We start from the raw sequence: 21,377 nt of genomic DNA, 5'->3' as shown, positions 1-21,377 counted from the left end.
GCCTATTTTGTAGACGAATGACGGGATTAGCAGGTGTTTCTACATCCTGTTATAAAACCTGCTAAAGAAGTCATCTGTCGCATTTTTGTTTTTAGAAGGGATATGAAACGTAGGTTTGTAGTATGTTTAACTAAAACCAAAGATATGACAGCACTACCACTTGTACAAAACAGAAGTATTTTCAATGAACTAGCCAACCGGTTTAGCGAAGGCGGACCGTTTTTTATGACCCTTATTTTAATATGTTTTCTACTCGCCTTGGTCTTCCTGGTGCTGGGTTTTATTTATTTAAAAAAGAACCCGCAGAAGTCAGCCAAAATGATCAACCTCACCTCAGAAGTGAGCATATTGGGATTGGTGATTGGGCTTTTGGGTTCCATCATCGGGTTGATTGAGGCGTTTGATACGGTGGAAGCCCTGGAGAACATCAGCGTGATGGGTAGCGGACTTAAAGTATCATTCTTAACAACATTGTTTGGGAGTATCACATTTATCTTACCCAGGATTGGTATTATTATTTTAAAAGGAATCAAGAAAATTGAAGCTCCGAAGGAATAAGTATTCAATTTTTAATTTGCCTGAGGCAGTGGTGTCTCGCGTCTGTCAGGTCAAGCCAGTCAGCCGATGGAAGATGAATTTGATTTTTGAGAGCGAAACAAAGCAAAAAGCAAATTTGTATCGAGACCCTCAATGTGACATATGTTACAAAGCGGGTGCATAACAAACTATATATTTGCATTTCATGTTTCTATTCCAATCATCATACAGCAACTTTCTGGTACTGGCTTTAGCTATGCTGCTGGCCGTGCCCTGCACGGTGAAACAAAATACCAAACAGCTGCTAAATATCGAATCGGCTGCTACTTCAAACAGTGCAAAATCCAAGAGTGTCTGCACCACCTATCAGGAACTTAAGGAACACTCACAAAAAATACAGGCTGAAAAAAAATTACGCCCTTTAGCTACTACAACTCAAACTGTCAGCCGGATGGATCCGGGACAACCCCTCCTCCTGCCTGACTTTTACAACGACTACAAAGAAAAAATACCTTCCCACCTTGTCTTCGGACAGTTTTTGATTTGATTGCCTGCACTTTTCCCCGAAGTGTTAATTGCGTATCAATTCAAATACATCATCATGAACAAATCAATTGAAGTAAACGGAACGTCCGTTTTTATCCTGCGCGTGTTATTGAGCGGTATCTTTATTTCGGCGGGACTCACCCACCTGATCAAACCCGAACTCATAACCCTCCGCATCGAGGCAACAGCCTTTACCCCATTCTTGGGCGACCCCTATATCATGGGGATTCTCTCAGGAATTGCCTTGCTTATTGGCGGATTTACATTATTACTGGGTGTGTATACCCGTCAGGCAGCGCTCTTGCTCCTAGTCGTGTTGGTCCCCATCACCATCACCATTCAAATGGGTAACGGTCTGATGCATGGACCGCTCTGGAAAAATGTGGCACTGTTTGGAGGCCTCCTTTTCTTTATCATCAACAATCCAAATACCTATTGTTTATATCACTCTAAAAAAAAGAACTATGAAAACATATAAATTTATCTTGATCCTTTTAATTGCCTTAACAGGTACAACCATGTCTCAGGCACAAACCGAAGCCGCCATCACCACCACCGAACAGTCCATTAAGGCTGAAGGTAAGTACGGCATCCTGGTGATGAACCCACAACATCTGAAAGCCGCAATCAAAACCGGAAAAACGGTTAAAGCCAAAAGCACTGCCATCGATGTTCATATCGTCACCTGCGGAAAACTGGTCAAAGAAATCTCAACCAACCCCGAATTGCAAAACTTAATTAAATCGGCCGTCAATGATCACGGATTAAACATCCTGGTGTGCGGTTTGTCGATTGAGCAATTTGAGGTGGACACCACCCTGCTCCCGGTCGAAACACCCGTGACCCAAAACGGCCTGATTTATATGTTGGGGCTGCAGGAACAAGGATTTAAAACAATCATTCTTTAAAAAACATTGAAAATGAAAAACATACTTATGACAGCCGGAATAACACTACTGACGCTAAGTGTCACTAACAAAGCAACGGCTCAAACAAACGAAGAAACCATCACCATCCTTCAAACCGCAGACATTCATGCCTATCTGAATCCGCATAACGAATTGTTTTTAGAAGAAGACGGTATAGTTTTCAGAAAAGCCGGTGGTCTGGCACACATCAAAACACTGGCCGACAGCATCAAGGCACAAAATCCCGAAGGCACCCTGCTGATCGACGGCGGCGACCTCATTCAGGGTAGCGGTGCCAGTATGCGCTCTCAGGGAAAGATTTTTCCACCCATTGTACGGGCGATGGAATATGACCTGCTCATTCCAGGTAACTGGGAAGTGATTTACGGCAAAGACCTCATGCTCGAAGTGATGAAAGGCTACAACACGCAGGTGATTGCGGCCAATATGTTTGATTCAGAAACCGAGGAATCGTTGTTCCCGCCTTATTGGATTACCGAAAAGAAAGGAATAAAAATCGGTTTTATTGCCTACAACGACCCTGAAGTACCCATCCGTCAAAATCCCGGATACAGTAAAGGCATGCGGTTTACTCCCGTGGAAGAAAACCTGAAAGAACTAATTGCCCAACTCAAAACAGAGAAAGGTGTAGACATCCTGTTTCTCACCACCCACCTGGGTATCTCCAAGCAGGTGTTACTGGCTGATCATCCCGCCGTGGAAGGTGTGGATTTTATCCTGGGGAATGATACCCACGAGCGCATCCGTAAACCCATAGAAGGCAACTATGCCAAGGTGGTGGAACCCGGTGCATTTGGTTCCTTCCTGGGTCGCCTCGACCTGAAAGTAAAAGACAAAAAGATTGTGGATTACAGCTATGAACTCATCGAAGTAGACCCCGAAAAATACAAAGCAGATGCCACAGTACAGCGCGTGATTGACACACAACTGGAACCCTATCGCGCTGAAATGGAAACCGTGCTGGGCTATACCACCGCACCCCTCTATCGCTATCTGGTGGTTGAAAACCCAATGGATAATTTTATCACCGATGCCCTGTTGTGGAAAACCGGTGCCGATTTTGCCACCTCCAACGGATTCCGTTTTGGGGTGCCCATCATCCCGGAGGCCGGTGGAAAAGCACCCATCACCAAAGCAGACCTTTGGCGGATGCTGCCGGTGGATGAGCATATGAAAATTGGAAAAGTGAGCGGCCGCCAAATACACAACTGGCTGGAACAGGAAATCAACAACGCTTTTGCAACAAACTATAGTGAGCGATTTGGCGGCTGGTTAGTGCGTTTTTCCGGCTTGACACTGGTGTTTGACAGCTCCAAAGCAAAAGGAGAGCGCATTGAAAGCATCACCATTCAAGGGGAGCCCCTTAAACTAGACAGAATCTATACCATGGCCTCCTGCAACCGCACTGGCGAACCACATACCAATATGTGTAGAATGAAGAATGCCAGGGATGTGGAAATTCAGGAGTACACCCTGCACGATGCTGTTGAAGCCTATCTCAAGGAAAAAGGAACCATCCACCCCACCCTGGACAGCAGGGCAGTGGCAAAAGATTTAGGCCCGCAAGCATTTTCTCAAATGAAGAAGGGGGATTATCGGTTTGAGTAAGTTTTCATAAGCCTTACCCATCGAGGCAATTAATTAAAGTGAGCGTTCAAATTAAGAAAACTTCAAAGTCAACCAAAACCCATGAAGTGTTTAAAACACTTCATGGGTTTTAGGTTTTCATTTTTGGAGGGCAAGGTCGTGGGGATTGGGTGAGATGGGTAACCCCGCATTATTGAGCTTTTTGATTTGAATTTATGTTAGTGCATTTAAATGAAGAGATCCCCGCATTCGCGGGGATATAAAACAAAAAAAGAGAGCCCTTCCCCAAAGGCTCCCTTTTAACATTCAAACTAAACTAACTTTAAAAAACCCGCTCTTGGGTACTTTTTAAAATCCCAATTACTTCATTTCTGTTTTTGCCCAATTTGCTTTCAAGTCTGTTAAATAGTTCTGATTCTTTACCGACTTCGTAATTCACATCCTCATTCGTAAGATGCGGATAATTTATTTTTAAGGCATTCGATTGCTTGTTCCAGTCACCTCTAATTATAAATATAGCGCTCATATTCGTTCCGTTTTCGCTACTTGCTTCCATAACTGTATTATTTTTTTGGTGGTCTCTAATTGCAATCATACAAAGATGGTTCCTGTAGTGTTAACAGGTGTTACACAAATCCTGATAAATGTTACATAAATCACAGATTTCTAAGTAGTAATGACTTGATTTTTTAAAGTGAGAATATATTCAACTCTTTGCTCAAAGCCTGCCGATACTGACATTAATCGCGTTCACAAAACCTTTAAAATATAGGAAGAAAGACTAGATTTCAATCGGCTTCAACAAATTGCGCTTTTGTTAAAGTTTATCGCAAACACCCACTTATTACACAAAATTTTCATAATTTAGAATAATAAATATCTGGAAGCGTACTAATTACATTTAATTGTAGTACGTTTGAGTTTGTTTTTATACCGGTCAATCCTTTTTTGATTGAAATAGACAGCTACAAAATGTGTGTCTTTACAGAAATAAAAAGGAAATCATTCGTGAAATGATTGACCACTCCCCTACAAATTTTTTACTCTCCTCTATTCTTTTTAATGATTTGAATTTTATAAAAATCAAGTAAGATCAATTACTTCGATTACACACTCCCCATTTTATTATACGCTGTTTAACCAAAAAGAAGTATGCACCATCATCATCAATTCAGACCGATTTTTCAATGCATGTCTGCTCCCAGTGTCGTTTTGTTGCCCGATGCTCCAAAATTTACGATAGTAGCAGCCAACGATTGCTATTTGGATATAGTAAATACTCCCGAAAAGGAGTTGATAGGAAAAGGAATCTTTGAAGCCTTTCCAGAAAATCCTGAAGACAGGCTTTCAAAAGGCGTTGAGAACCTAAGAAACTCCCTGATGAATGTCGTTGACACCAAAGCACCCGACACCATGCCACTTCAAAAATATGACATTCCCATTCGCAATCCTTCCGGGTTTAAAGTCAAGTATGCTACCATTCAGAATATTCCCATAAAAGATGAGCACAATAAAATCACTCATATCTTACACTCCATAGAGGATGTAACAGTTTTAAAAAAAATAGAAGCATCACTTGAAAGTGAAAAACAACGATTCAATGAGTTATACGATCAGGCACCTTCCTGCATGGGGAGGTTAAAAGGTCCTGACTATGTGTATGAATTGGCAAATCCGCTTTATCTGGAGCTCATAGGTGTAAAAGAAGTGATTGGAAAGACCGTAAAAGAAGTCCTGCCCGAACTGGAAGCACAGGGCATCTTTGAATACCTTGACAAAGTCTATAAAACCGGCGAAACGGTTGCTGCCGATGAAATGCTTGTGAAATTTGATCAAAATGGAAACGGTAAACTCACAGACAGGTACCTGAACTATATTTATCAGGCAAATCGAGATCACGAAGGCGTGATAGATGGCATCTTATTCTTTGCCACTGATGTGACCGAGCTGGTTGAGGCGCGTAAAAAAATTGAAGAAAGTGAAAGCCGCTATAAAGAGCTTATTCAAAATCTACCGGTGGCTACTTATTCCTGTAACCTTGAGGGAACCCTGCTGTTTTATAACAAAGCGGCTGTCACTTTATGGGGAAAAGAACCGGATATTGGAAAAAAATGGTGCGGATCCTGGAAGATTTACAGCAAAGATGGCAAACCATTGCCGGTCGACCTGTGGCCGGTGGCGATTGCCGCAAAAAAAAGCAATAACATCAACTACAAGGAAATCATCGTGGAGCGCCCCAATGGACAAAAGAGAAATGTAAGGCCCTATCCGGTGCCTTTTACCAATGACTCCGGTGAGATGACCGAGGTAGTCAGTGTCTTGATTGACATTACGGAAAGTAAAAAAGCAGAAAAAATCATCAGTGAAAGTGAAAAGAAATACCGGCAAATTGTTGAAACTGCTCAGGAAGGAATCTGGCTGATAGATAAAGAAAATAAAACCACTTTTGTCAATAATAAACTCTGTGAGATTCTTGAGTATACCCGGAACGAGATGATGGGAAAAAACATCTTCTATTTTATGGACGAAGAGGCCAGGCAATTGGCAATCTCATTGATGGAAAATAAAAACGAAGGCTATTCTGATAAATTACAGTTTAAATACATTTCAAAATCCGGCAAAGAAGTCTGGACCCATATTTCAACAAATCCGCTTTTTGATGAAGAAGGTGCCTATAAAGGAAGTCTGGCCATGGTGACCGATATATCCGCACAAAAAATCACCGATGAGAAACTCAAGTCCCTTAACAAAAAACTCGCTGACCAAAATGAAGAAAAAGAAAAACGAACCAAAGAATTAAGAATTTCAAACAGGAAACTAATTAAAACAAACAGGGAACTGGATCGCTTTGTTTATAGTGTTTCTCATGATTTACGCTCGCCGCTCACCTCTGTTTTGGGCCTTATTTCTATAATTGAAGAAGACAGCAAAGAACCCGAAACCCTTGAACAGGTAAAAATGATTCACAACAGTATTACCCGCCTGGACGGTTTTATTAAAAACATTTTGAGTTACTCCCAAAACAACCGTATGGATCTGGAAATACAGCAAATTCCCATCGCAAAAGCCATCCATGAAATTGTAGATTCAGTGCGAAACATCAAAATGGCTGCCGGGATCTCGTTTCAGATTGATATTGACGATCGGCTTCCCTTTCATTCTGACCGGAAACGTTTCAATACCATTCTTGAAAATCTTATTTCCAATGCCATCAAGTACCATACAACTAAGGCTTCAGGAAGGTATCTGAAAATAAGCGGTACCTCAACTAAAAAAGAATTGACACTCTGCATTGCAGACAATGGCATGGGTATAGACCCTAACTATCACGATAAAATATTCAATATGTTTTATCGTCTGCCCGGTAAAACTGAAGGCTCGGGATTGGGGCTGTATATTGTAAAAGAAGCCATCGAAAAACTGCAGGGAAGTATTGAAATTCAATCAGAAATAGGAGAAGGAACTACCTTTTCCATTAAACTTAAAAATTTAAAACCATGATAGACGAACACCACACAAGTTTTGAAAACGTTATGATCATTGACGATAACCTGATCGACCTCTATATTGTAGCACGCCTGATTACCAAAAGTAATTTTGGAAGTAAAGTACTGCAGTACACCTCTGCGATAGAAGCAATCAATTATTTACAGGAAAATCAGAATAACACCGCCCTCTTGCCCAATGTGATTTTTGTGGATATATACATGCCGGGCATGTCAGGGTTTGAATTTATGGCAGCTTATGATAAATTTCCTCCTGCCCTAAAAAAACAATGCAGCGTTTTCATTATTTCCTCATCAATTGACAAGCGAGACAAGGCGAAAGCCAAAAGAGATGAAAACATTATAGCCATGAAGGAAAAACCAATTACCAAAAATTTTCTAAGCGATTTGAAAAACAACTATAGCTTTTCCTCCGTCTCATAAACAATTAAAAAAACGTTCAACAGTTCCTCATAAATAATAAACCTCTGACCCACGGTGTCCATTCTGTTTTCCACGAAATAAACAAAAATCGTACCTTAGTAAGCCAGTTAAAACAACAAGAAAAACCCTTAAAAGCTTCAACAATGAGTACAACACCGGAACACGATCAACGAATGGCAACCATGACTTTTGCTTCGGTATATCCACATTATGTTACCAAAGTGGAGAAAAAAGGCCGTACCAAAGAAGAGCTTCATGAAGTAATCACCTGGCTCACAGGATTTGATGAAAGCACACTGCAAACACTCATCGATGAGAAAGCAACCTTTCAAAGGTTCTTTCAAAAAGCAAGCCTACACCCCAACGCCTCCCTCATCACCGGAATGATCTGCGGTTACCGTATAGAAGAAATAGAAACCCCACTCACACGACAAGTGCGCTATTTAGACAAACTGGTAGATGAACTGGCCAAAGGGAGGAAGATGGAAAAAATACTGCGCAAAGGTTAAAGCCTCAATGGACTGGTCAAATCGAGCATGTCCGCAGATACCTGATCAATTGCAGATTCAAATTGTTTTTTGAATTCACCCTGATATGCTTCATTCCCAAAACAGGGAACCCTTTATATGGATTTATCCTTAATCCCACAGGGTTCCATCCAAACCAACTACAGAACCCATCCACAAGCCGATAACATACACCAAAAAACAAACAAAATAGGCTGCAAAGCCACTCCAGTCCGGTTTTTGCCGCAAAGGCTTCATGATGGAGAAAAAAGCCCCTCCAATTGCTCCGGCAACAGACACGACCAATAAGGGTCGCAACATCCAGTAAGTGGGCCAGTCAGGATGCGGCTCGTCTACTCCTGATATAAAGAAAGCCATCAATGCAAAAGCAATGAGAGCACCATTCAATGCATGCTTGAGGAGTGATGGGGTGTGAAATAAAAAAGGTGAGGAAGTGTTTGAAGTGGTCATAGTCTTAAAGTTTTAAATTGATTTAAACATTAGGTAGTTGATTTTTCTGAACTCAGGGCATACCAGTTGATTTTACGGGTGATGTACATCGTAAAAGCCAGTATCGCCGTTAAACCAACACTGCCAATCAGCAGTGCATAATCCTGAAGCTGCAGGGTAACGAAAACAAAGGCATAGGTAAAACAAAGTATGATGACCAGCACCAGGGTCTGTAGAATACTTTGCAAAATCGCCTTGGCATAAAGAGCAATCATTCCGATGATGATGCCACTCGAAATCAGATAGGCACTATTAAAAGTAGTATGTTCTGAAATTGAGACCAGCAAGGTATAGAAAAGCACCAGTGCCAGACCAATCAGGATGTACTGAAACGGGTGCAGTTTACGTTTATTAAATATTTCTACCAGAAAAAAGGTCAGAAACGTAAGCGAAATTGCCAACAACCCATATTTTGCTGAACGCATCGCCTTTTGATAATCTGTGGCGGGCAACAACAGGTCTACCCCAAAAGCTGAAGTCTTCAGGGGCTGTGTATGTGCATTGCCCAACCAAAACTGCGGATAGTTGCGGTTGAGCTCCAGCACTTTCCATTCAGCTTCAAACCCTGCTTCTGTTACACTGCGGTCAACGGGTAGAAAAGCACCTGAAAAGCTCGGATCCTGCCAGTTGGAAGAAATCATTACTGTAGTCTCTTTTCCAAGAGGTACAAACCCTAAATGCTCACTGCCTTGCAATTGCAAATCAAAAGCAAATGCATTGGAGGCATCCGGTTGTATTGTTTCAAGGTCTTTCACAGTAATTCCTGAAGGAATGAGCACGGGTATCGCAGAACCGGGACTCACCTGCTTACTCAGGTCATTCCATTGCAAAGTCACTTTTTCCCTGATCCCGCGCAGGTCTGATATATGGATGGTTAAAAAGGCCTCTTCCAGGGCAACCTCATAATCGCTCCATTGATCCAGCACTTTTTGAATACTGTCAAAATTCCCTGAAAACGATACCTCAGCATCATAAACCACCACCTCATAGATACCGCGTTTCAATTTTCGGGGTGTCACGATCCCCTGAATGTTTAACTGGGATGGAAGGATGTGAATTTCATCTTTGAATAGTTTACTGCCGTCTTCCGGCTGCACCCTTTTTTGAACGGGTATGGTGAGTATTGGACCGTAAATTTCCTGACTGTTGGCCCATTTACTGCTTACCTCGGTGACCGTTTGTTGCCTGAGGCTTTCCCGCTCTTTTATCAATGATTCCACAAATGATAACGGAATGAGCAGCAGTAACATCAATATAAATATTGACAGTAATTTTAAAGTTACAGAAGCCTTGATTGACCGGCCTAACCGCTCGAAGTAATTTTTGTTTTCTCTTTCCATAGTTAGATTTTAAAAGTACTTTGTATTTCAAAGTAAAGGGTTAAAAAAATAGTTATTTATGTGATTTGATTAATTGCTCCAGGGCATTCAGGTGTGCCTCAAAGGCTTTTTTACCGGCCATTGTGATACTGTATTTGGTATTGGGTTTTCGGTCTACAAAGGTTTTGCTCACCCCCACAAAGGCTTCCTTTTCCAGTGCCTTTAAGTGGCTCGCTAAATTGCCGTCTGTAACCTCTAAATAGTCTTTCAACGCACTGAAATCAAGTGTATCATTAACAGCCAGGGCCGACATGATTCCCAGACGGATTCTGTTTTCAAAAGCTTTGTGGAATTGACCGTCTAGTTTTTTCATCGCTCATATTTGATATGCATATAGACCCCATATACAATGTGCAACAACCCAAAACCAATCGCCCAGAATAAAAGTCCGTATCCAATAAAGTACATCGCCAAAAGTCCCAAAAGGATTTCAATAATACCGAAATATTTGACTTCCTCAAAAGTAAACTTACCGGCATTGACCAGGGCCAGTCCATAAAAAATAAGGGTTGCCGGTGCAATGAGTCCCACCAATCCCTTTGCAAACAACAGCAATACAAATACACCTCCTGTTACTAACGGAATCGCCAGGTTAATAACCAACCGGCGTGCTGCAGGATTCCATAATTGTTCGCCTTTTGTACGGGCTCGTTTCCACGAAAGAAGCACTGCTGTTCCAACGGCCAATACTAAAATACTTGTGGCCAACAAGAAAAAAGGTTGTGCAGGGGCATACAATTGGGGCGTGTCAAGCGTATTGTACAACAAACTTTCCCCGGCTACATAATAGGTCCGGTAAGCCCAGTAAGCGCCTGCCAGGGCATATACCCCGGCCAATATACCTGACCATCCGGTAAGTGATAGAAACCGGGTGGAGCGCTCCATCATGGAACGGATTTGTGAGATGTCCTGAATGTATTCTTCTTCTGTTTTCATAAAAAGTACTTTGCGATTCAAAGTTAATAATTATTTTGAATTAGAACACCTTTTTCAAAAAAAATTGTCTGCTCTCAAAACTTGTACAAGACAACCTACTCTTATATACCAGTAATTTGATAAAACGGTTTTAAGAATCAAGAAAAACCCTTATCTTTAAGTAGAAATATTAAAACAATTAATTATGGTCAAAGCAAAATATCAATCTGTTTTGGACTTGGGTGAAAAGCTTCAGGTGCAAAACGGCGATGTAAAAGAGGAAAACGGTGTGCTTAAACTATGGGGCACTACCAAAAACCAATACGAAAAGAACCTGTTGTGGGATGAAATCAAACGCATCGGTGGTGAAAACCCTTCCGATATTATGGCAGACATCAAAGTTGACGACACCACAGTCTATGCAACCCACCAGGTGAAAAGTGGCGAATCCTTATCAAAGATAGCCAAACACTATTATGGGGATGCCAATAAATACACCGTTATTTTTAAAGCGAATACAGACCAACTCAAAAACCCCGATATGATTCATCCCGGACAAGTATTGAAAATACCCAATCCTTAAGACACCTTACATCCTCAATGCAATAGAGTCCTGATCACCGGGACTCTTTTTTTTATCAATTTGTTAATAAAAGTAGTTTTAGATTTATTGTAATTTTACAATCAAACAGACACTAAACTATGACAGCAATCAAAAAAGTAAAACAACTCGGATTTCATTGGGAAACACAAGACCCTTTTTTATTTTGTGCCTATCACAAAGATCAATTCCCCAAAGGCAATGAACACCTGGGACCTGATCCCACTTTACTTCAGGGGAGGAATATTGGTCAGGATTTTACGATTAAAGACGGCTGGCGCATGTATCACGGCCAACGTGTTCCAGGATTCCCCGCCCATCCTCACAGTGGTTTTGAAACCGTTACACTGGTAGAAAAAGGCTTTGCAGACCACAGTGACTCACTGGGTGCCGCCGGGCGTTTTGGAAACGGCGATGTGCAATGGATGACCGCCGGTAAAGGGGTGATGCATTGTGAGATGTTTCCATTATTGAATCAAGAAAAAGAAAATCCCTTTTTGTTATTTCAGCTATGGCTTAACCTCCCTAAGAAAAGTAAGGGAGTAGACCCCTACTTCAGAATGCTTTGGAATGAAGAAATCCCCATAGTAAACGAAAACGGTGTACGCTTAAAAATCGTTGCCGGAAACTACAAAGGTACCCAGGCCGCAGCCCCAACTCCCAATTCATGGGCTGCTGACCCTGCTAATGAAGTGGCTATTTGGACTATAAAAATGGAACCCGGAGCGCAATTGGAAATACCCACAGCTTCTGAAGGTACAAACAGAACCCTCTTCTTTTATAACGGCCATGAAATAGAAACGGAAGGATTCACGATTCCTAAAGAGCATTCACTGGATTTGTTCCCAACAAAATCAATAACCATTAAAAACGGAGAAGCTCCTGCAGAGTTGTTATTCCTTCAAGGCAAACCCATTGGTGAGCCGGTTGTACAGCAAGGTCCTTTTGTGGCCAATTCACATCAGGGAATACAGGAGGCCATCTCACAGTATCAAAAAGACCAGTTTGGAGGCTGGCCATGGGAGAGTTATGAAAATGTACACGCCGCTAATAAAGGGCGTTTTGCCATTCACGCAGATGGGCGTGAGGAAGTGAAATCCTAAAAGCTCCAAATTCCAAATAGGCTATAAGAGGGTAGATATTAGTTTAAAAAAAAGTATTCATTTTTTCTGTGTAACTAGGTATATTCCCTGTGGTACAACCATATCAGATAGTACGTTTATCAATCAATACACTAATAATTTTCTTCAATTATTCTATTCTGACCTTTGGAATTTGATCCCTGGAAATTTGATACTTGAAATTTGGTACTTGGAATTTGCCTCGCCAACCGAAAGTTTACTGTAGGTTGGGTACTTGGAATTTGGTACTTGGATTTTGGTACTTGGATTTTGGTACTTGGATTTTGGAATTTGCCTCGCCAACCGCTTCGTCGCACGCTGTCGCAGAAGCTTTTTATCCTCCGAATCCGCCTGAGGCGGAGAAGGTGAATAGCGTAGGCGCCCTGAATCCGCCTTTTGGCGGAGCAAGGCGGAAAGTTTACTGTAGGTTGGGTACTTGGAATTTGGTACTTGGATTTTTTTCTAACACTAACCCCTAATTACTAGTTACTAATCTCGGGTTGCTTACTCAACCGGGGGTTCTCGCAAAGATCGCCAAGATATTCGCAAAGAAAGCGCAAAGGATTGTTGGATGAATGAAAAATTAATAATGAAGAATTAAAATGGTCAACCTATATCAGGGACGACAGTCAGTCTTAATACTTAATAATATTTTGGAATTTGGTGCATGGTGCTTGGTGCTTGGTACTTGGATTTTGGTACTTTGGATTTTGGTGCTTAAAATTTATTTCACCGCCATTTCCGCACATTGCTCTCCATCAATCGCTGCCGAAACAATTCCTCCGGCATAACCGGCGCCTTCCCCGCAGGGATACAATCCTTTGATTTGAATGTGTTCTAAAGTAAGTGGGTTTCTGGGAATACGCACCGGTGAAGAAGTGCGCGACTCAGTGGCGTGCACCACGGCCTCATTCGTATAGAAGCCTTTCATGCTCTTATTGAATTCCACAAACCCTTTTTGAAGTCGGGTGTAGATAAATTCAGGCAGCACACGGGCAAGCTCCACCGATCGCACTCCGGGTGTATAGGAAGTTACCGGTAAATCTTTTGATAGTTTGCCTTCACTAAAATCTACCAGCCGCTGTGCAGGAGCGGTTTGGGTTTTGCCCCCTTCCAGCCAGGCTTTTTGTTCGACCTGCTGCTGAAAGTACATGGCGGCCAAAGGCGAATCTCCAAATGTTTTAAAGTCTTTAGGTCCCACTTCTACCACAATCCCTGAATTAGCCGTGGCCTGATCGCGTTTACTGGGTGACCAGCCGTTGGTAACCACCTCACCCGGTGAGGTTGCGCAGGGCGCTATAATTCCACCCGGACACATACAAAACGAATAGACCCCTCTCCCATCCACCTGTCTTACGATACTGTATGGAGCCGGTGGTAAAAACGCACCACGGTAGTCACATTTATATTGTATGCTGTCTATTAATTCCTGGGGATGTTCAACACGCACGCCCAGTGCAAATGGTTTTGCTTCGATGGCAATGCCTTTGTGGTGCAACAATTGAAAAATATCACGAGCAGAATGACCTGTCGCCAGAATAAGTTTCTTTGCCTCTAGCTGAACACCATTGTGAAGCGAGACGCCTTGCACAGCATTATTTTTAATGAGTATATCCACTACCCGACTGTTAAAATGCACTTCGCCTCCATATTCAAGTATCGTCGCCGTAATATCCTGTATGATTCCCGGAAGTTTATTCGTTCCTATGTGGGGGTGTGCTTCTACTAAAATTTGTTGGGTCGCACCAAAAGCAACCAACAACTCCAATATACGTTGCACATCACCTCGTTTTTTGCTTCGCGTGTAAAGCTTTCCATCTGAATAGGTGCCTGCTCCGCCTTCTCCAAAACAATAATTGGAGTCTTCATTCACCAGGTGTTCAATATTCAACTTTTTTAAATCACGGCGGCGGGCCCGAACATCTTTGCCTCGTTCGATGACAACAGGTTTTTTACCCAATTCAATACAGCGTAATGCGGCAAACAATCCTGCAGGCCCGGCACCTACAATCAACACGGGCTCTTGTGCTGATACGTCTTGATAAGCGGGTTTCAGTACCGGCAGTTCTTCAAAATCTTCATTGACATAGACCGCAAGTTTTAAGTTGATTTTAATCGTCTTTTGGCGGGCGTCAATGCTGCGCTTGAGGATTTCAATATGCGTGAGCTCATCAATTGAAATCCCTGTTTTACGGGAAACAAACAATTTGAGAGCTACTGCATTGGCAGCTGTTTCGGGGGAAACCTGAAAACTATATTCTTTGGGCATACCGTTTTTTATACACAGCAAAGATAAGTGATGATTAACATATAATTTTTAGGATGTGTTGAGTATTTGATTATTTTTGGGGTTCGAAAAAAAAACATTGAGTAAATCCACAAAAAAATTAGCACAGGCTACCCGTAAGTTCCGTAAGTTCCACAAGTATTTAGGGTTATCTTTATGTGTTTTTATGTTTGTAATCGCCGCCTCCGGTTTATTGCTGGCTTGGAAAAAGGATTTTGATTTTATACCCCCCACTCAAACCGATGTCTCAACAGCTTCGACATTGCCTATTGAACAAATTGCAGAGATCGCTCAAACTTACATCCTTGAAAACACTGATCTAGACCCTGAAATCAATCGCATTGATATTCGTTTTAATAAGGGAGCTGCCAAGGTGCGTTTTGAAAACCATTACAGCGAAGTACAAGTGGGCATCTACAGTGGTAAAATCCTTTCGGTGAAAACGCGTACTTCAGATATTATTGAGCAAATTCACGATGGGTCAATCATTGACTTTTTCTTTAAAACCTCAAGCGATCAGGTAAAGAAAACTTATGTGACGCTTACCTGTCTTGGCCTGATGATTCTCTCGGTCACCGGTTTTTATCTTTGGTTGAACCCGAAGCGTATCAAGAGGAAAAAAAGGCAAAGCACACATTAACAAATCGTTTCCAACGATACCTTATACTGTATTTTTCACTACCTTAGTACCATTAATAACCAGTCCAAACCGAAGTGTACCAATCGGAATGCATTTAAAAAACGCAACCGACTGTTCCTTTGATTTGAATAAACTCCATTTTTATGAAACAACTCAGTATTTTAACAGCTTTGCTGTTCCTTCTCGCCGCGTGTGGTGAGAAGGAAAAAGAACCGGAAGAAAAAGCCATCGGTTCCTATACCATTGCCCAGTTTATGGACAATGAAGCCGTTTTTGGCAGTGGCTTTTCTCCTGACAACTCCACCGTATTGGTGAGCAGTAACCGTTCAGGGATTTACAATATGTACACCCTGCCCTCTTCTGGAGGTGAAATGACCCCACTTACAACATCCGATTCGTCATCAGTGTATTCTATCTCTTATTTTCCCAATGATGAGCGTATCCTGTTTAGAATGGATGGAGACGGTGATGAGATTTACAAACTGTTTGTTATGGAGGACGACTCCATCACCCGTCTCACCCCGGCTGAAAATGTGCGGGCCCTGTTTTACGGGTGGTCAAAAGAGGGTGACAAGTTCTATTACGGCAGTAATGAACGTGACCCACGTTTCAGCGATGTGTATGAAATGGATGTGGAAAGCTTTACTTCAACAATGGTATTTGACAATTCTGAAGGCTATAATTTTGGAGGTGTTTCTAACAACGGTAACTACATCGCCTTAACCAAATCGATTAATACCAACGACTCCGACTTGTTTCTCTACAACCGAAATGACGAAAGTTTTACAAAAATCAACAGCACCCAAAGTGGCAATACCCCTCAGGACTTTTCGATAGACGATGCCTATTTGTATTATACCACCGATGCCGATGGAGAATTTGCTGCTGCTATGCGCTATGACATTGCCAATAAATCTTCTGAAAAAGTACTGGAAAAAGACTGGGACATTTGGGGGGTTGGCTTTAGCCATGACGGTACTTACCAAACCGTTTTTATCAATGAAGATGCGGCCAATGTACTTGAAATCACCAATACAGAAACAGGTGAACAACTCGACTTGCCTGAATTTGAAAATGCCTACATCACCGGAATTCAGTTTTCCAAGGACGAATCCAGGGCCCTGCTCAATGTGGGTGGTTCACATATGCCTACAAATTTGTATGCCTATGATTTAGCAACGGGAGAGCATACCAAGCTCACCGATGTGCTCAACGATGCCATCAACCCAGAGGATCTTGTAGCTGCAGAAATCATTCGATACCCTTCTTTTGATGGTGTTGAAATACCCGCTGTGTATTACAAACCCCACAACGCCTCTGCCGACAACCCGGTACCGGCAATGGTATGGGTGCATGGTGGACCCGGAGGTCAATCCCGTCAAAACTACAGCTCGTTGATTCAGTATCTGGTAAACCATGGTTATGCAGTGCTGGCTGTCAACAACCGCGGTAGTAGTGGCTATGGTAAAACATTCTTCAAAATGGATGATCAAAACCACGGTGAAGCCGATTTGCAGGATTGTATAGAAGGTAAAAACTGGCTGGCTGATCAAGCCGATATAGACAGCAATAACATTGGCATTATGGGTGGGTCTTATGGTGGTTATATGACTATGGCGGCCCTGACCTTCGCTCCAGAAGAATTTGATGTGGGGGTCAATATTTACGGTGTAACCAACTGGTTGCGCACTCTCAAGAGTATTCCGCCCTGGTGGGAAGCCTTCAAAGAGTCATTGTACCTGGAGATGGGAGACCCCAATACTGAGGATAGTATCAGGCTGCGTCGCATCTCCCCTTTATTTCACGCTGAAAATGTCACCAAACCATTGATGGTGTTACAAGGAGCTACAGACCCGAGAGTACTGCAGATAGAGTCTGATGAGATTGTGGAAAACGTTCGCAAAAACAACGTTCCGGTAGAATATGTCCTGTTTGAAGATGAAGGTCATGGTTTTGTAAAAAAGGAAAACCAAATCAAGGCCTATGAAAGTATTCTGGAGTTTCTGGACACCTACTTAAAAGACAAAGAAAATGATGGTGAAAGTGAACCCCCTGCATCCTGATAGAAATAACGAGATTTTAAGAAAAAATGAAAATCATTTGTTAATCTTTTGTCATTCTAATATGACCGCTGTAACTTTAATGAAACATTAACCAAAATAAACACCTTATGAAAAATTATGCATTGATTGCAACATTGGCATTTGCCACCTTATTCACTGCCTGTAAAAATGATAAAAAAGACGATCCGGTAGTTGAAGAGGACATAACGCAAGAAGATATGAAACAAGCAAACCAGGAATCTGAAAGGGTCATGGTAAAAGTAATGATGGAGCCCAAAAGTGAAACAAACACTCAGGGAAGAATTCAGTTTGTTGATGAAAACGGAGCGGTGAGTATGATGGCTAAATTCAGAGGGCTTACTCCCGGAATGCACGCCATTCACCTGCACGAAAAAGCCGATTGTTCAGCACCCGATGGTACTTCGACCGGTGGTCACTGGAACCCCACTTTTGCCCAACATGGAAAATGGGGTGACGAAGCCGGCTATCACAAGGGCGATATCGGAAACTTTGAAGCTGATGCTGACGGAAATGGAAGCATAGAATTTAAAACAGACGAATGGTGCATTGGCTGTGGTGACGACACCAAAGACATTCTTGGCAAAGCAGTAATTGTTCACGAAGGAGTGGACGACTTTGTCACGCAACCCACCGGTGATGCCGGAGGTCGTATAAGTTGTGGAGGGATTATCAAATAATCTTCCACCTAAACCAAACTAAAAAAGACCCGTATCGCGGGTCTTTTTTAATTGTAAGTATACTCAAAATGTTTCTTTTTAGGGATACTCCGGTTTTTGGAGTATTTACTTTATGTTTCATTTAAAGTGGATGTATCTTTATAACAAAACATAATACAAAAACCCTACCAAAGTCATTTTTAAATGCATTTATTCATCCAGTAACAGGTTTAAAGTCACATCAATATTGTCTCTGGTGGCTCTTGAAAACGGACAAATCTCGTGAGCAGCATTCACTAGCTTTTCTCCCATTTCTATGCTCTGACCGGGTAAATAGCAGTCCATTACCACACTCAGGTTCAGCTTGTCTACATCAGATTTACTCAATTTGACATTGGCTGTAACAGTAAAGTTGCCCAGCACTACTTTGTGTTCTTTGGCCGCTGCCAGTAATGCACTACCGAAACAAGCCGAATAAGCCCCTCCAAAGAGTTGCTCCGGATTGGTCCCGTCACCACCATCACCCCCCATTGATTTGGGTACAGACAATTTCATATCAATTTTTCCGTCTTCAGATTTAATATGCCCTGCCCTGGCTCCCGATGCGGTGATAGCAGTTTTGTACAAAGTTTCCATAAATTGTTGTTTTTTAAAATTAGAATTTTAAATATACGTGAGAAAACAATGCATATCAAATTCATATTATTAAATTTGTCTTAAACTAGCTCAATGGCAGCAAAACCAACATCAACACACCATAAGCAAGAGAAGCCTTCCAAGTCGGTCGAAGCCGCTGCTGCCGCATACATCAAAAACAAACGCAAAAATACACCAGACAGTGACTCGTTGATTCAAGACATTCGCAAGGGTAATCAGGTAGCTTTGAGCCGCGCCATTACCCTGATAGAAAGTACCAACGAAAAGCATCGTGAAGCAGCCCGTCAAATCATTGAAGGCTGCCTGCCCTATGCCAACCAATCGGTGCGTATTGGCATTACGGGAGTGCCTGGTGTGGGGAAGAGCACTTTTATTGAACAGTTTGGCAAACTACTCATTCAAAAAGGTAAGAAGGTGGCAGTATTGGCTGTAGACCCTAGCAGTACCCTGAGTGGCGGAAGCATTCTGGGTGATAAAACCCGTATGGAAGAATTGGTCAAGGAAGATCGTGCATTTATCCGTCCTTCTGCTACCGGAAATTCGTTGGGTGGAGTGGCCAGAAAAACACGGGAAAGTATCATTTTGTGTGAAGCCGCCGGATTTGATATGATCCTCATCGAAACGGTTGGTGTTGGACAAAGCGAAACCGCCGTACATTCTATGACTGATTTCTTTTTACTGCTCAAACTGGCCGGTGCCGGTGATGAACTGCAGGGCATCAAACGAGGTATTATGGAAATGGCCGATGTGATTGTCATCAACAAAGCCGATGGCGAAAACGTCAAAGCAGCACAACAGGCCAAAGTAGAGTTTAACAGAGCATTGCACCTCTTTCCACCCAAGGAAAGTGGTTGGACTCCCCAAACGGCCACTTGCAGCGCCCTTAAAAACGAAGGCATCGAACCCATTTGGGACATCGTGCAAGCCTATCTAAAACATACTAAGGAAAATGGCTATTTTGAACACGAGCGTATACAACAAAACAAATTCTGGTTGCACCAAACCATCGAAGAGCAACTTAAAACCGACTTTTATTCCCACCCAAAAATCAAAGCAACGCTTCCTGAACTTTTAAAAGCCATAGAAACACATACCACCAGTCCGTTTGAAGCAGCCAAACAATTGTTCAGTCTTTTTTCAGAAAAAGAGTCATAAATTTCAGCTGTTTAGTTTTGTTATCCTATTTTTGTATGAAAGCTTTGTAAACAACACCTATGGAACTACCTAAATACATCTTAGGCGATAATACCGACTTTCCCAATGCCATTTACGTCATCCACACCGAATTTCCACGGTTTATCATCAACCTTGAAAACGACGAAGTGGAATGGCTGGAAGAGTTTGACGCTCATGACCAAAAAGAAATTGAATCTGAAACTGAAAGTCTCATTGTAGAAGCGACCGCTTTTTATGACCGCGAAGTGGGACGTTATGAAAACGAATAAAGATGCTGGAACAACTGCTGCAACTCGATGAACAACTGTTTATCTTTCTCAATTCACTGGGCTCTGAGCGCTGGGACTCCCTTTGGTTGTTCATTACCCATAAATTTTCATGGATTCCTTTCTATGCGTTGTTGCTGTATCTGGTGTACCGAAACTTCGGCCTTAAAAACACGCTGATTGTTATGGTATTGGTGGCAGTGCTCATTACTGCAACAGACCAACTTGCCAATCTTTTTAAAAATGGTTTTGAACGTCCAAGACCCTGCCGTGTGGAACACCTTCAGGAGGTCATCCGTTATGTTGCACCGCGCTGTGGACGCTTTGGTTACTTTTCAGCCCACGCTGCCAGCTCGATGGCATTGGCTGTATTTCTGGGCTTGCTGTTTAGACGCATCTATAAATACCTGCCGTTTATCCTTCTCTTCTATGCCGGAATTGTGGGCTACAGTCGCATCTATGTGGGTGTGCACTACCCGCTCGACACCCTCACCGGTATGGTTATTGGCGCGCTGCTGGGTACCTTAATTTATGGAGCTGCCAGGAAGTTGAATGTGAGCGTTCAGTTGAAGAATGAATACTAATCAACGTATCTCAGGGACTTTGAACTTCCCTGATATAGGTTGACCGTTTTTAATTCTTCATTATTAATTTTTAATTCATCCATCAATAAATAGTAACTAGTAACTAGTAATTAGTAATTAGTAATTAGTAATTAGTAATTAGTAATTAGTAATTAGGGGGGATTGTTGTAAAAAAAATTTTAGTTTATCCACCAATAAATAGTAACTAGTAACTGGTGATTAGGGGTTAGGGTTAGAAAACTAATCACAAATCACCAATCACTAATCACCATGAACTTCCCTGATATAGGTTGACCATTTATAATTCTTCATTATTAATTTTTAATTCATCCATCAATAAATAGTAACTAGTAACTAGTAACTAGTAATTAGTAATTAGTAATTAGGGGGGATTGTTGTAAAAAAAATTTTAGTTTATCCACCAATAAATAGTAACTAGTAACTAGTGATTAGGGGTTAGGGGTTAG

23 protein-coding genes are annotated in these 21,377 nt (G+C 42.0%); 16 read left to right on the top strand and 7 right to left on the bottom strand.

Features of this window, described 5'->3' with window-relative positions:
- Window positions 1-144 precede the first annotated feature (144 nt).
- The 5 genes from IEV69_RS10230 (at window position 145) to IEV69_RS10210 (ending at window position 3,620) form a co-directional block, all read left to right on the top strand.
- Window positions 145-558 (top strand): MotA/TolQ/ExbB proton channel family protein, encoded by a 414-nt coding sequence (locus IEV69_RS10230; protein WP_188442134.1) that lies wholly within the window; start codon window positions 145-147, stop codon window positions 556-558.
- A gap of 184 nt (window positions 559-742) precedes the next feature.
- On the top strand, window positions 743-1,084 hold the full coding sequence (locus IEV69_RS10225; RefSeq protein WP_188442132.1) for a hypothetical protein: 342 nt from the start codon (window positions 743-745) through the stop codon (window positions 1,082-1,084).
- Window positions 1,085-1,138: 54 nt separating this feature from the next.
- Entirely contained in the window at window positions 1,139-1,561 is a 423-nt protein-coding gene (locus IEV69_RS10220; RefSeq protein WP_188442130.1) for a DoxX family protein, read from the top strand.
- Window positions 1,548-1,991, top strand: a complete 444-nt coding sequence (locus tag IEV69_RS10215; protein WP_188442128.1) for a DsrE family protein — start codon at window positions 1,548-1,550, stop codon at window positions 1,989-1,991. Before IEV69_RS10220 ends, IEV69_RS10215 begins: the two co-directional genes overlap by 14 nt.
- Window positions 1,992-2,003: 12 nt before the next feature.
- Window positions 2,004-3,620 (top strand): bifunctional metallophosphatase/5'-nucleotidase, encoded by a 1,617-nt coding sequence (locus IEV69_RS10210; RefSeq protein WP_188442126.1) that lies wholly within the window; start codon window positions 2,004-2,006, stop codon window positions 3,618-3,620.
- Window positions 3,621-3,921: 301 nt separating this feature from the next.
- On the opposite strand, the gene IEV69_RS10205 is transcribed toward IEV69_RS10210, so the two are convergent.
- Window positions 3,922-4,155, bottom strand: coding sequence for a hypothetical protein (locus IEV69_RS10205; RefSeq protein ID WP_229741425.1), 234 nt, complete (start codon window positions 4,153-4,155; stop codon window positions 3,922-3,924).
- Window positions 4,156-4,751: 596 nt separating this feature from the next.
- Between IEV69_RS10205 and IEV69_RS10200 the strand changes: the two genes are divergently transcribed.
- The 3 genes from IEV69_RS10200 to IEV69_RS10190 all read left to right on the top strand — a co-directional run bounded on the left by IEV69_RS10200 (window position 4,752) and on the right by IEV69_RS10190 (window position 8,037).
- Window positions 4,752-7,100, top strand: a complete 2,349-nt coding sequence (locus tag IEV69_RS10200) for a PAS domain S-box protein (RefSeq protein WP_188442124.1) — start codon at window positions 4,752-4,754, stop codon at window positions 7,098-7,100.
- Window positions 7,097-7,528, top strand: a complete 432-nt coding sequence (locus IEV69_RS10195) for a response regulator (RefSeq protein WP_188442121.1) — start codon at window positions 7,097-7,099, stop codon at window positions 7,526-7,528. The genes IEV69_RS10200 and IEV69_RS10195 overlap by 4 nt, the downstream gene beginning before the upstream one ends.
- Window positions 7,529-7,671: 143 nt before the next feature.
- Complete coding sequence (locus tag IEV69_RS10190; RefSeq protein ID WP_188442119.1) at window positions 7,672-8,037, top strand: DUF2200 domain-containing protein; 366 nt, start codon at window positions 7,672-7,674, stop codon at window positions 8,035-8,037.
- 129 nt (window positions 8,038-8,166) lie between these two features.
- Here IEV69_RS10190 and IEV69_RS10185 read toward each other — a convergent pair whose 3' ends face one another.
- Genes IEV69_RS10185 through IEV69_RS10170 form a run of 4 tightly spaced genes read right to left on the bottom strand, consistent with a single transcriptional unit; the run spans window position 8,167 to window position 10,859 of the window.
- Window positions 8,167-8,505 carry a potassium transporter KefB gene (locus IEV69_RS10185; RefSeq protein ID WP_188442117.1) on the bottom strand — a complete coding sequence of 113 codons (339 nt, stop codon included), beginning with the start codon at window positions 8,503-8,505 and terminating at the stop codon, window positions 8,167-8,169.
- Between the two features lie 29 nt (window positions 8,506-8,534).
- The gene (creD, locus tag IEV69_RS10180; RefSeq protein ID WP_188442115.1) at window positions 8,535-9,884 is read right to left on the bottom strand and encodes a cell envelope integrity protein CreD; all 1,350 of its coding nucleotides are present in this window, start codon (window positions 9,882-9,884) and stop codon (window positions 8,535-8,537) included.
- A gap of 52 nt (window positions 9,885-9,936) precedes the next feature.
- Window positions 9,937-10,236: a winged helix-turn-helix domain-containing protein gene (locus tag IEV69_RS10175; protein WP_188442113.1), complete on the bottom strand. Its 300-nt coding sequence runs from the start codon at window positions 10,234-10,236 to the stop codon at window positions 9,937-9,939.
- Window positions 10,233-10,859: a hypothetical protein gene (locus IEV69_RS10170; protein WP_188442112.1), complete on the bottom strand. Its 627-nt coding sequence runs from the start codon at window positions 10,857-10,859 to the stop codon at window positions 10,233-10,235. Before IEV69_RS10170 ends, IEV69_RS10175 begins: the two co-directional genes overlap by 4 nt.
- A 184-nt stretch (window positions 10,860-11,043) precedes the next feature.
- On the opposite strand from IEV69_RS10170, the gene IEV69_RS10165 reads away from it, so the two are divergent.
- Together IEV69_RS10165 and IEV69_RS10160 are read left to right on the top strand one after the other, a co-directional pair.
- Window positions 11,044-11,421, top strand: coding sequence for a LysM peptidoglycan-binding domain-containing protein (locus IEV69_RS10165; protein ID WP_188442110.1), 378 nt, complete (start codon window positions 11,044-11,046; stop codon window positions 11,419-11,421).
- Window positions 11,422-11,540: 119 nt separating this feature from the next.
- Entirely contained in the window at window positions 11,541-12,542 is a 1,002-nt protein-coding gene (locus IEV69_RS10160) for a pirin family protein (protein WP_188442108.1), read from the top strand.
- A 742-nt stretch (window positions 12,543-13,284) separates the two neighbouring features.
- Here the strand turns inward: IEV69_RS10160 and IEV69_RS10155 are convergent.
- Complete coding sequence (locus IEV69_RS10155; protein WP_188442106.1) at window positions 13,285-14,829, bottom strand: NAD(P)/FAD-dependent oxidoreductase; 1,545 nt, start codon at window positions 14,827-14,829, stop codon at window positions 13,285-13,287.
- A 97-nt stretch (window positions 14,830-14,926) separates the two neighbouring features.
- Between IEV69_RS10155 and IEV69_RS10150 the strand changes: the two genes are divergently transcribed.
- From IEV69_RS10150 to IEV69_RS10140, 3 genes are all read left to right on the top strand, one after another.
- Window positions 14,927-15,487: a PepSY domain-containing protein gene (locus tag IEV69_RS10150; protein ID WP_188442104.1), complete on the top strand. Its 561-nt coding sequence runs from the start codon at window positions 14,927-14,929 to the stop codon at window positions 15,485-15,487.
- A gap of 143 nt (window positions 15,488-15,630) precedes the next feature.
- On the top strand, window positions 15,631-17,550 hold the full coding sequence (locus tag IEV69_RS10145; protein WP_188442102.1) for a S9 family peptidase: 1,920 nt from the start codon (window positions 15,631-15,633) through the stop codon (window positions 17,548-17,550).
- A 107-nt stretch (window positions 17,551-17,657) separates the two neighbouring features.
- Complete coding sequence (locus IEV69_RS10140) at window positions 17,658-18,248, top strand: superoxide dismutase family protein (RefSeq protein ID WP_188442100.1); 591 nt, start codon at window positions 17,658-17,660, stop codon at window positions 18,246-18,248.
- Between the two features lie 189 nt (window positions 18,249-18,437).
- Here IEV69_RS10140 and IEV69_RS10135 read toward each other — a convergent pair whose 3' ends face one another.
- Window positions 18,438-18,863 carry an Ohr family peroxiredoxin gene (locus IEV69_RS10135; protein WP_188442098.1) on the bottom strand — a complete coding sequence of 142 codons (426 nt, stop codon included), beginning with the start codon at window positions 18,861-18,863 and terminating at the stop codon, window positions 18,438-18,440.
- Between the two features lie 93 nt (window positions 18,864-18,956).
- Between IEV69_RS10135 and meaB the strand changes: the two genes are divergently transcribed.
- The 3 genes from meaB to IEV69_RS10120 are packed head-to-tail and all read left to right on the top strand — an operon-like array spanning window position 18,957 to window position 20,910.
- Window positions 18,957-20,039: a methylmalonyl Co-A mutase-associated GTPase MeaB gene (meaB, locus tag IEV69_RS10130; RefSeq protein WP_188442096.1), complete on the top strand. Its 1,083-nt coding sequence runs from the start codon at window positions 18,957-18,959 to the stop codon at window positions 20,037-20,039.
- 59 nt (window positions 20,040-20,098) lie between these two features.
- Window positions 20,099-20,329: a DUF8828 family protein gene (locus IEV69_RS10125; protein WP_188442094.1), complete on the top strand. Its 231-nt coding sequence runs from the start codon at window positions 20,099-20,101 to the stop codon at window positions 20,327-20,329.
- 2 nt (window positions 20,330-20,331) lie between these two features.
- Window positions 20,332-20,910 (top strand): phosphatase PAP2 family protein, encoded by a 579-nt coding sequence (locus tag IEV69_RS10120; RefSeq protein WP_188442092.1) that lies wholly within the window; start codon window positions 20,332-20,334, stop codon window positions 20,908-20,910.
- Window positions 20,911-21,377 lie beyond the last annotated feature (467 nt).

Origin of the sequence: Planktosalinus lacus (assembly GCF_014640155.1) — a bacterium.
GTDB classification, from domain to species: Bacteria; Bacteroidota; Bacteroidia; order Flavobacteriales; family Flavobacteriaceae; genus Planktosalinus; species Planktosalinus lacus.
The sequence above is the reverse complement of the archived record's forward strand: the minus strand, read 5'-3'. Positions and strand labels throughout refer to the sequence as shown.

Coding starts and splice junctions, on each gene's coding strand:
- IEV69_RS10230 (WP_188442134.1), top strand. CDS start 145: ATGACAGCACTACCACTTGTACAAAACAGAAGTATTTTCAATGAACTA.
- IEV69_RS10225 (WP_188442132.1), top strand. CDS start 743: ATGTTTCTATTCCAATCATCATACAGCAACTTTCTGGTACTGGCTTTA.
- IEV69_RS10220 (WP_188442130.1), top strand. CDS start 1,139: ATGAACAAATCAATTGAAGTAAACGGAACGTCCGTTTTTATCCTGCGC.
- IEV69_RS10215 (WP_188442128.1), top strand. CDS start 1,548: ATGAAAACATATAAATTTATCTTGATCCTTTTAATTGCCTTAACAGGT.
- IEV69_RS10210 (WP_188442126.1), top strand. CDS start 2,004: ATGAAAAACATACTTATGACAGCCGGAATAACACTACTGACGCTAAGT.
- IEV69_RS10205 (WP_229741425.1), bottom strand. CDS start 4,155: ATGGAAGCAAGTAGCGAAAACGGAACGAATATGAGCGCTATATTTATA.
- IEV69_RS10200 (WP_188442124.1), top strand. CDS start 4,752: ATGCACCATCATCATCAATTCAGACCGATTTTTCAATGCATGTCTGCT.
- IEV69_RS10195 (WP_188442121.1), top strand. CDS start 7,097: ATGATAGACGAACACCACACAAGTTTTGAAAACGTTATGATCATTGAC.
- IEV69_RS10190 (WP_188442119.1), top strand. CDS start 7,672: ATGAGTACAACACCGGAACACGATCAACGAATGGCAACCATGACTTTT.
- IEV69_RS10185 (WP_188442117.1), bottom strand. CDS start 8,505: ATGACCACTTCAAACACTTCCTCACCTTTTTTATTTCACACCCCATCA.
- creD (WP_188442115.1), bottom strand. CDS start 9,884: ATGGAAAGAGAAAACAAAAATTACTTCGAGCGGTTAGGCCGGTCAATC.
- IEV69_RS10175 (WP_188442113.1), bottom strand. CDS start 10,236: ATGAAAAAACTAGACGGTCAATTCCACAAAGCTTTTGAAAACAGAATC.
- IEV69_RS10170 (WP_188442112.1), bottom strand. CDS start 10,859: ATGAAAACAGAAGAAGAATACATTCAGGACATCTCACAAATCCGTTCC.
- IEV69_RS10165 (WP_188442110.1), top strand. CDS start 11,044: ATGGTCAAAGCAAAATATCAATCTGTTTTGGACTTGGGTGAAAAGCTT.
- IEV69_RS10160 (WP_188442108.1), top strand. CDS start 11,541: ATGACAGCAATCAAAAAAGTAAAACAACTCGGATTTCATTGGGAAACA.
- IEV69_RS10155 (WP_188442106.1), bottom strand. CDS start 14,829: ATGCCCAAAGAATATAGTTTTCAGGTTTCCCCCGAAACAGCTGCCAAT.
- IEV69_RS10145 (WP_188442102.1), top strand. CDS start 15,631: ATGAAACAACTCAGTATTTTAACAGCTTTGCTGTTCCTTCTCGCCGCG.
- IEV69_RS10140 (WP_188442100.1), top strand. CDS start 17,658: ATGAAAAATTATGCATTGATTGCAACATTGGCATTTGCCACCTTATTC.
- IEV69_RS10135 (WP_188442098.1), bottom strand. CDS start 18,863: ATGGAAACTTTGTACAAAACTGCTATCACCGCATCGGGAGCCAGGGCA.
- meaB (WP_188442096.1), top strand. CDS start 18,957: ATGGCAGCAAAACCAACATCAACACACCATAAGCAAGAGAAGCCTTCC.
- IEV69_RS10125 (WP_188442094.1), top strand. CDS start 20,099: ATGGAACTACCTAAATACATCTTAGGCGATAATACCGACTTTCCCAAT.
- IEV69_RS10120 (WP_188442092.1), top strand. CDS start 20,332: ATGCTGGAACAACTGCTGCAACTCGATGAACAACTGTTTATCTTTCTC.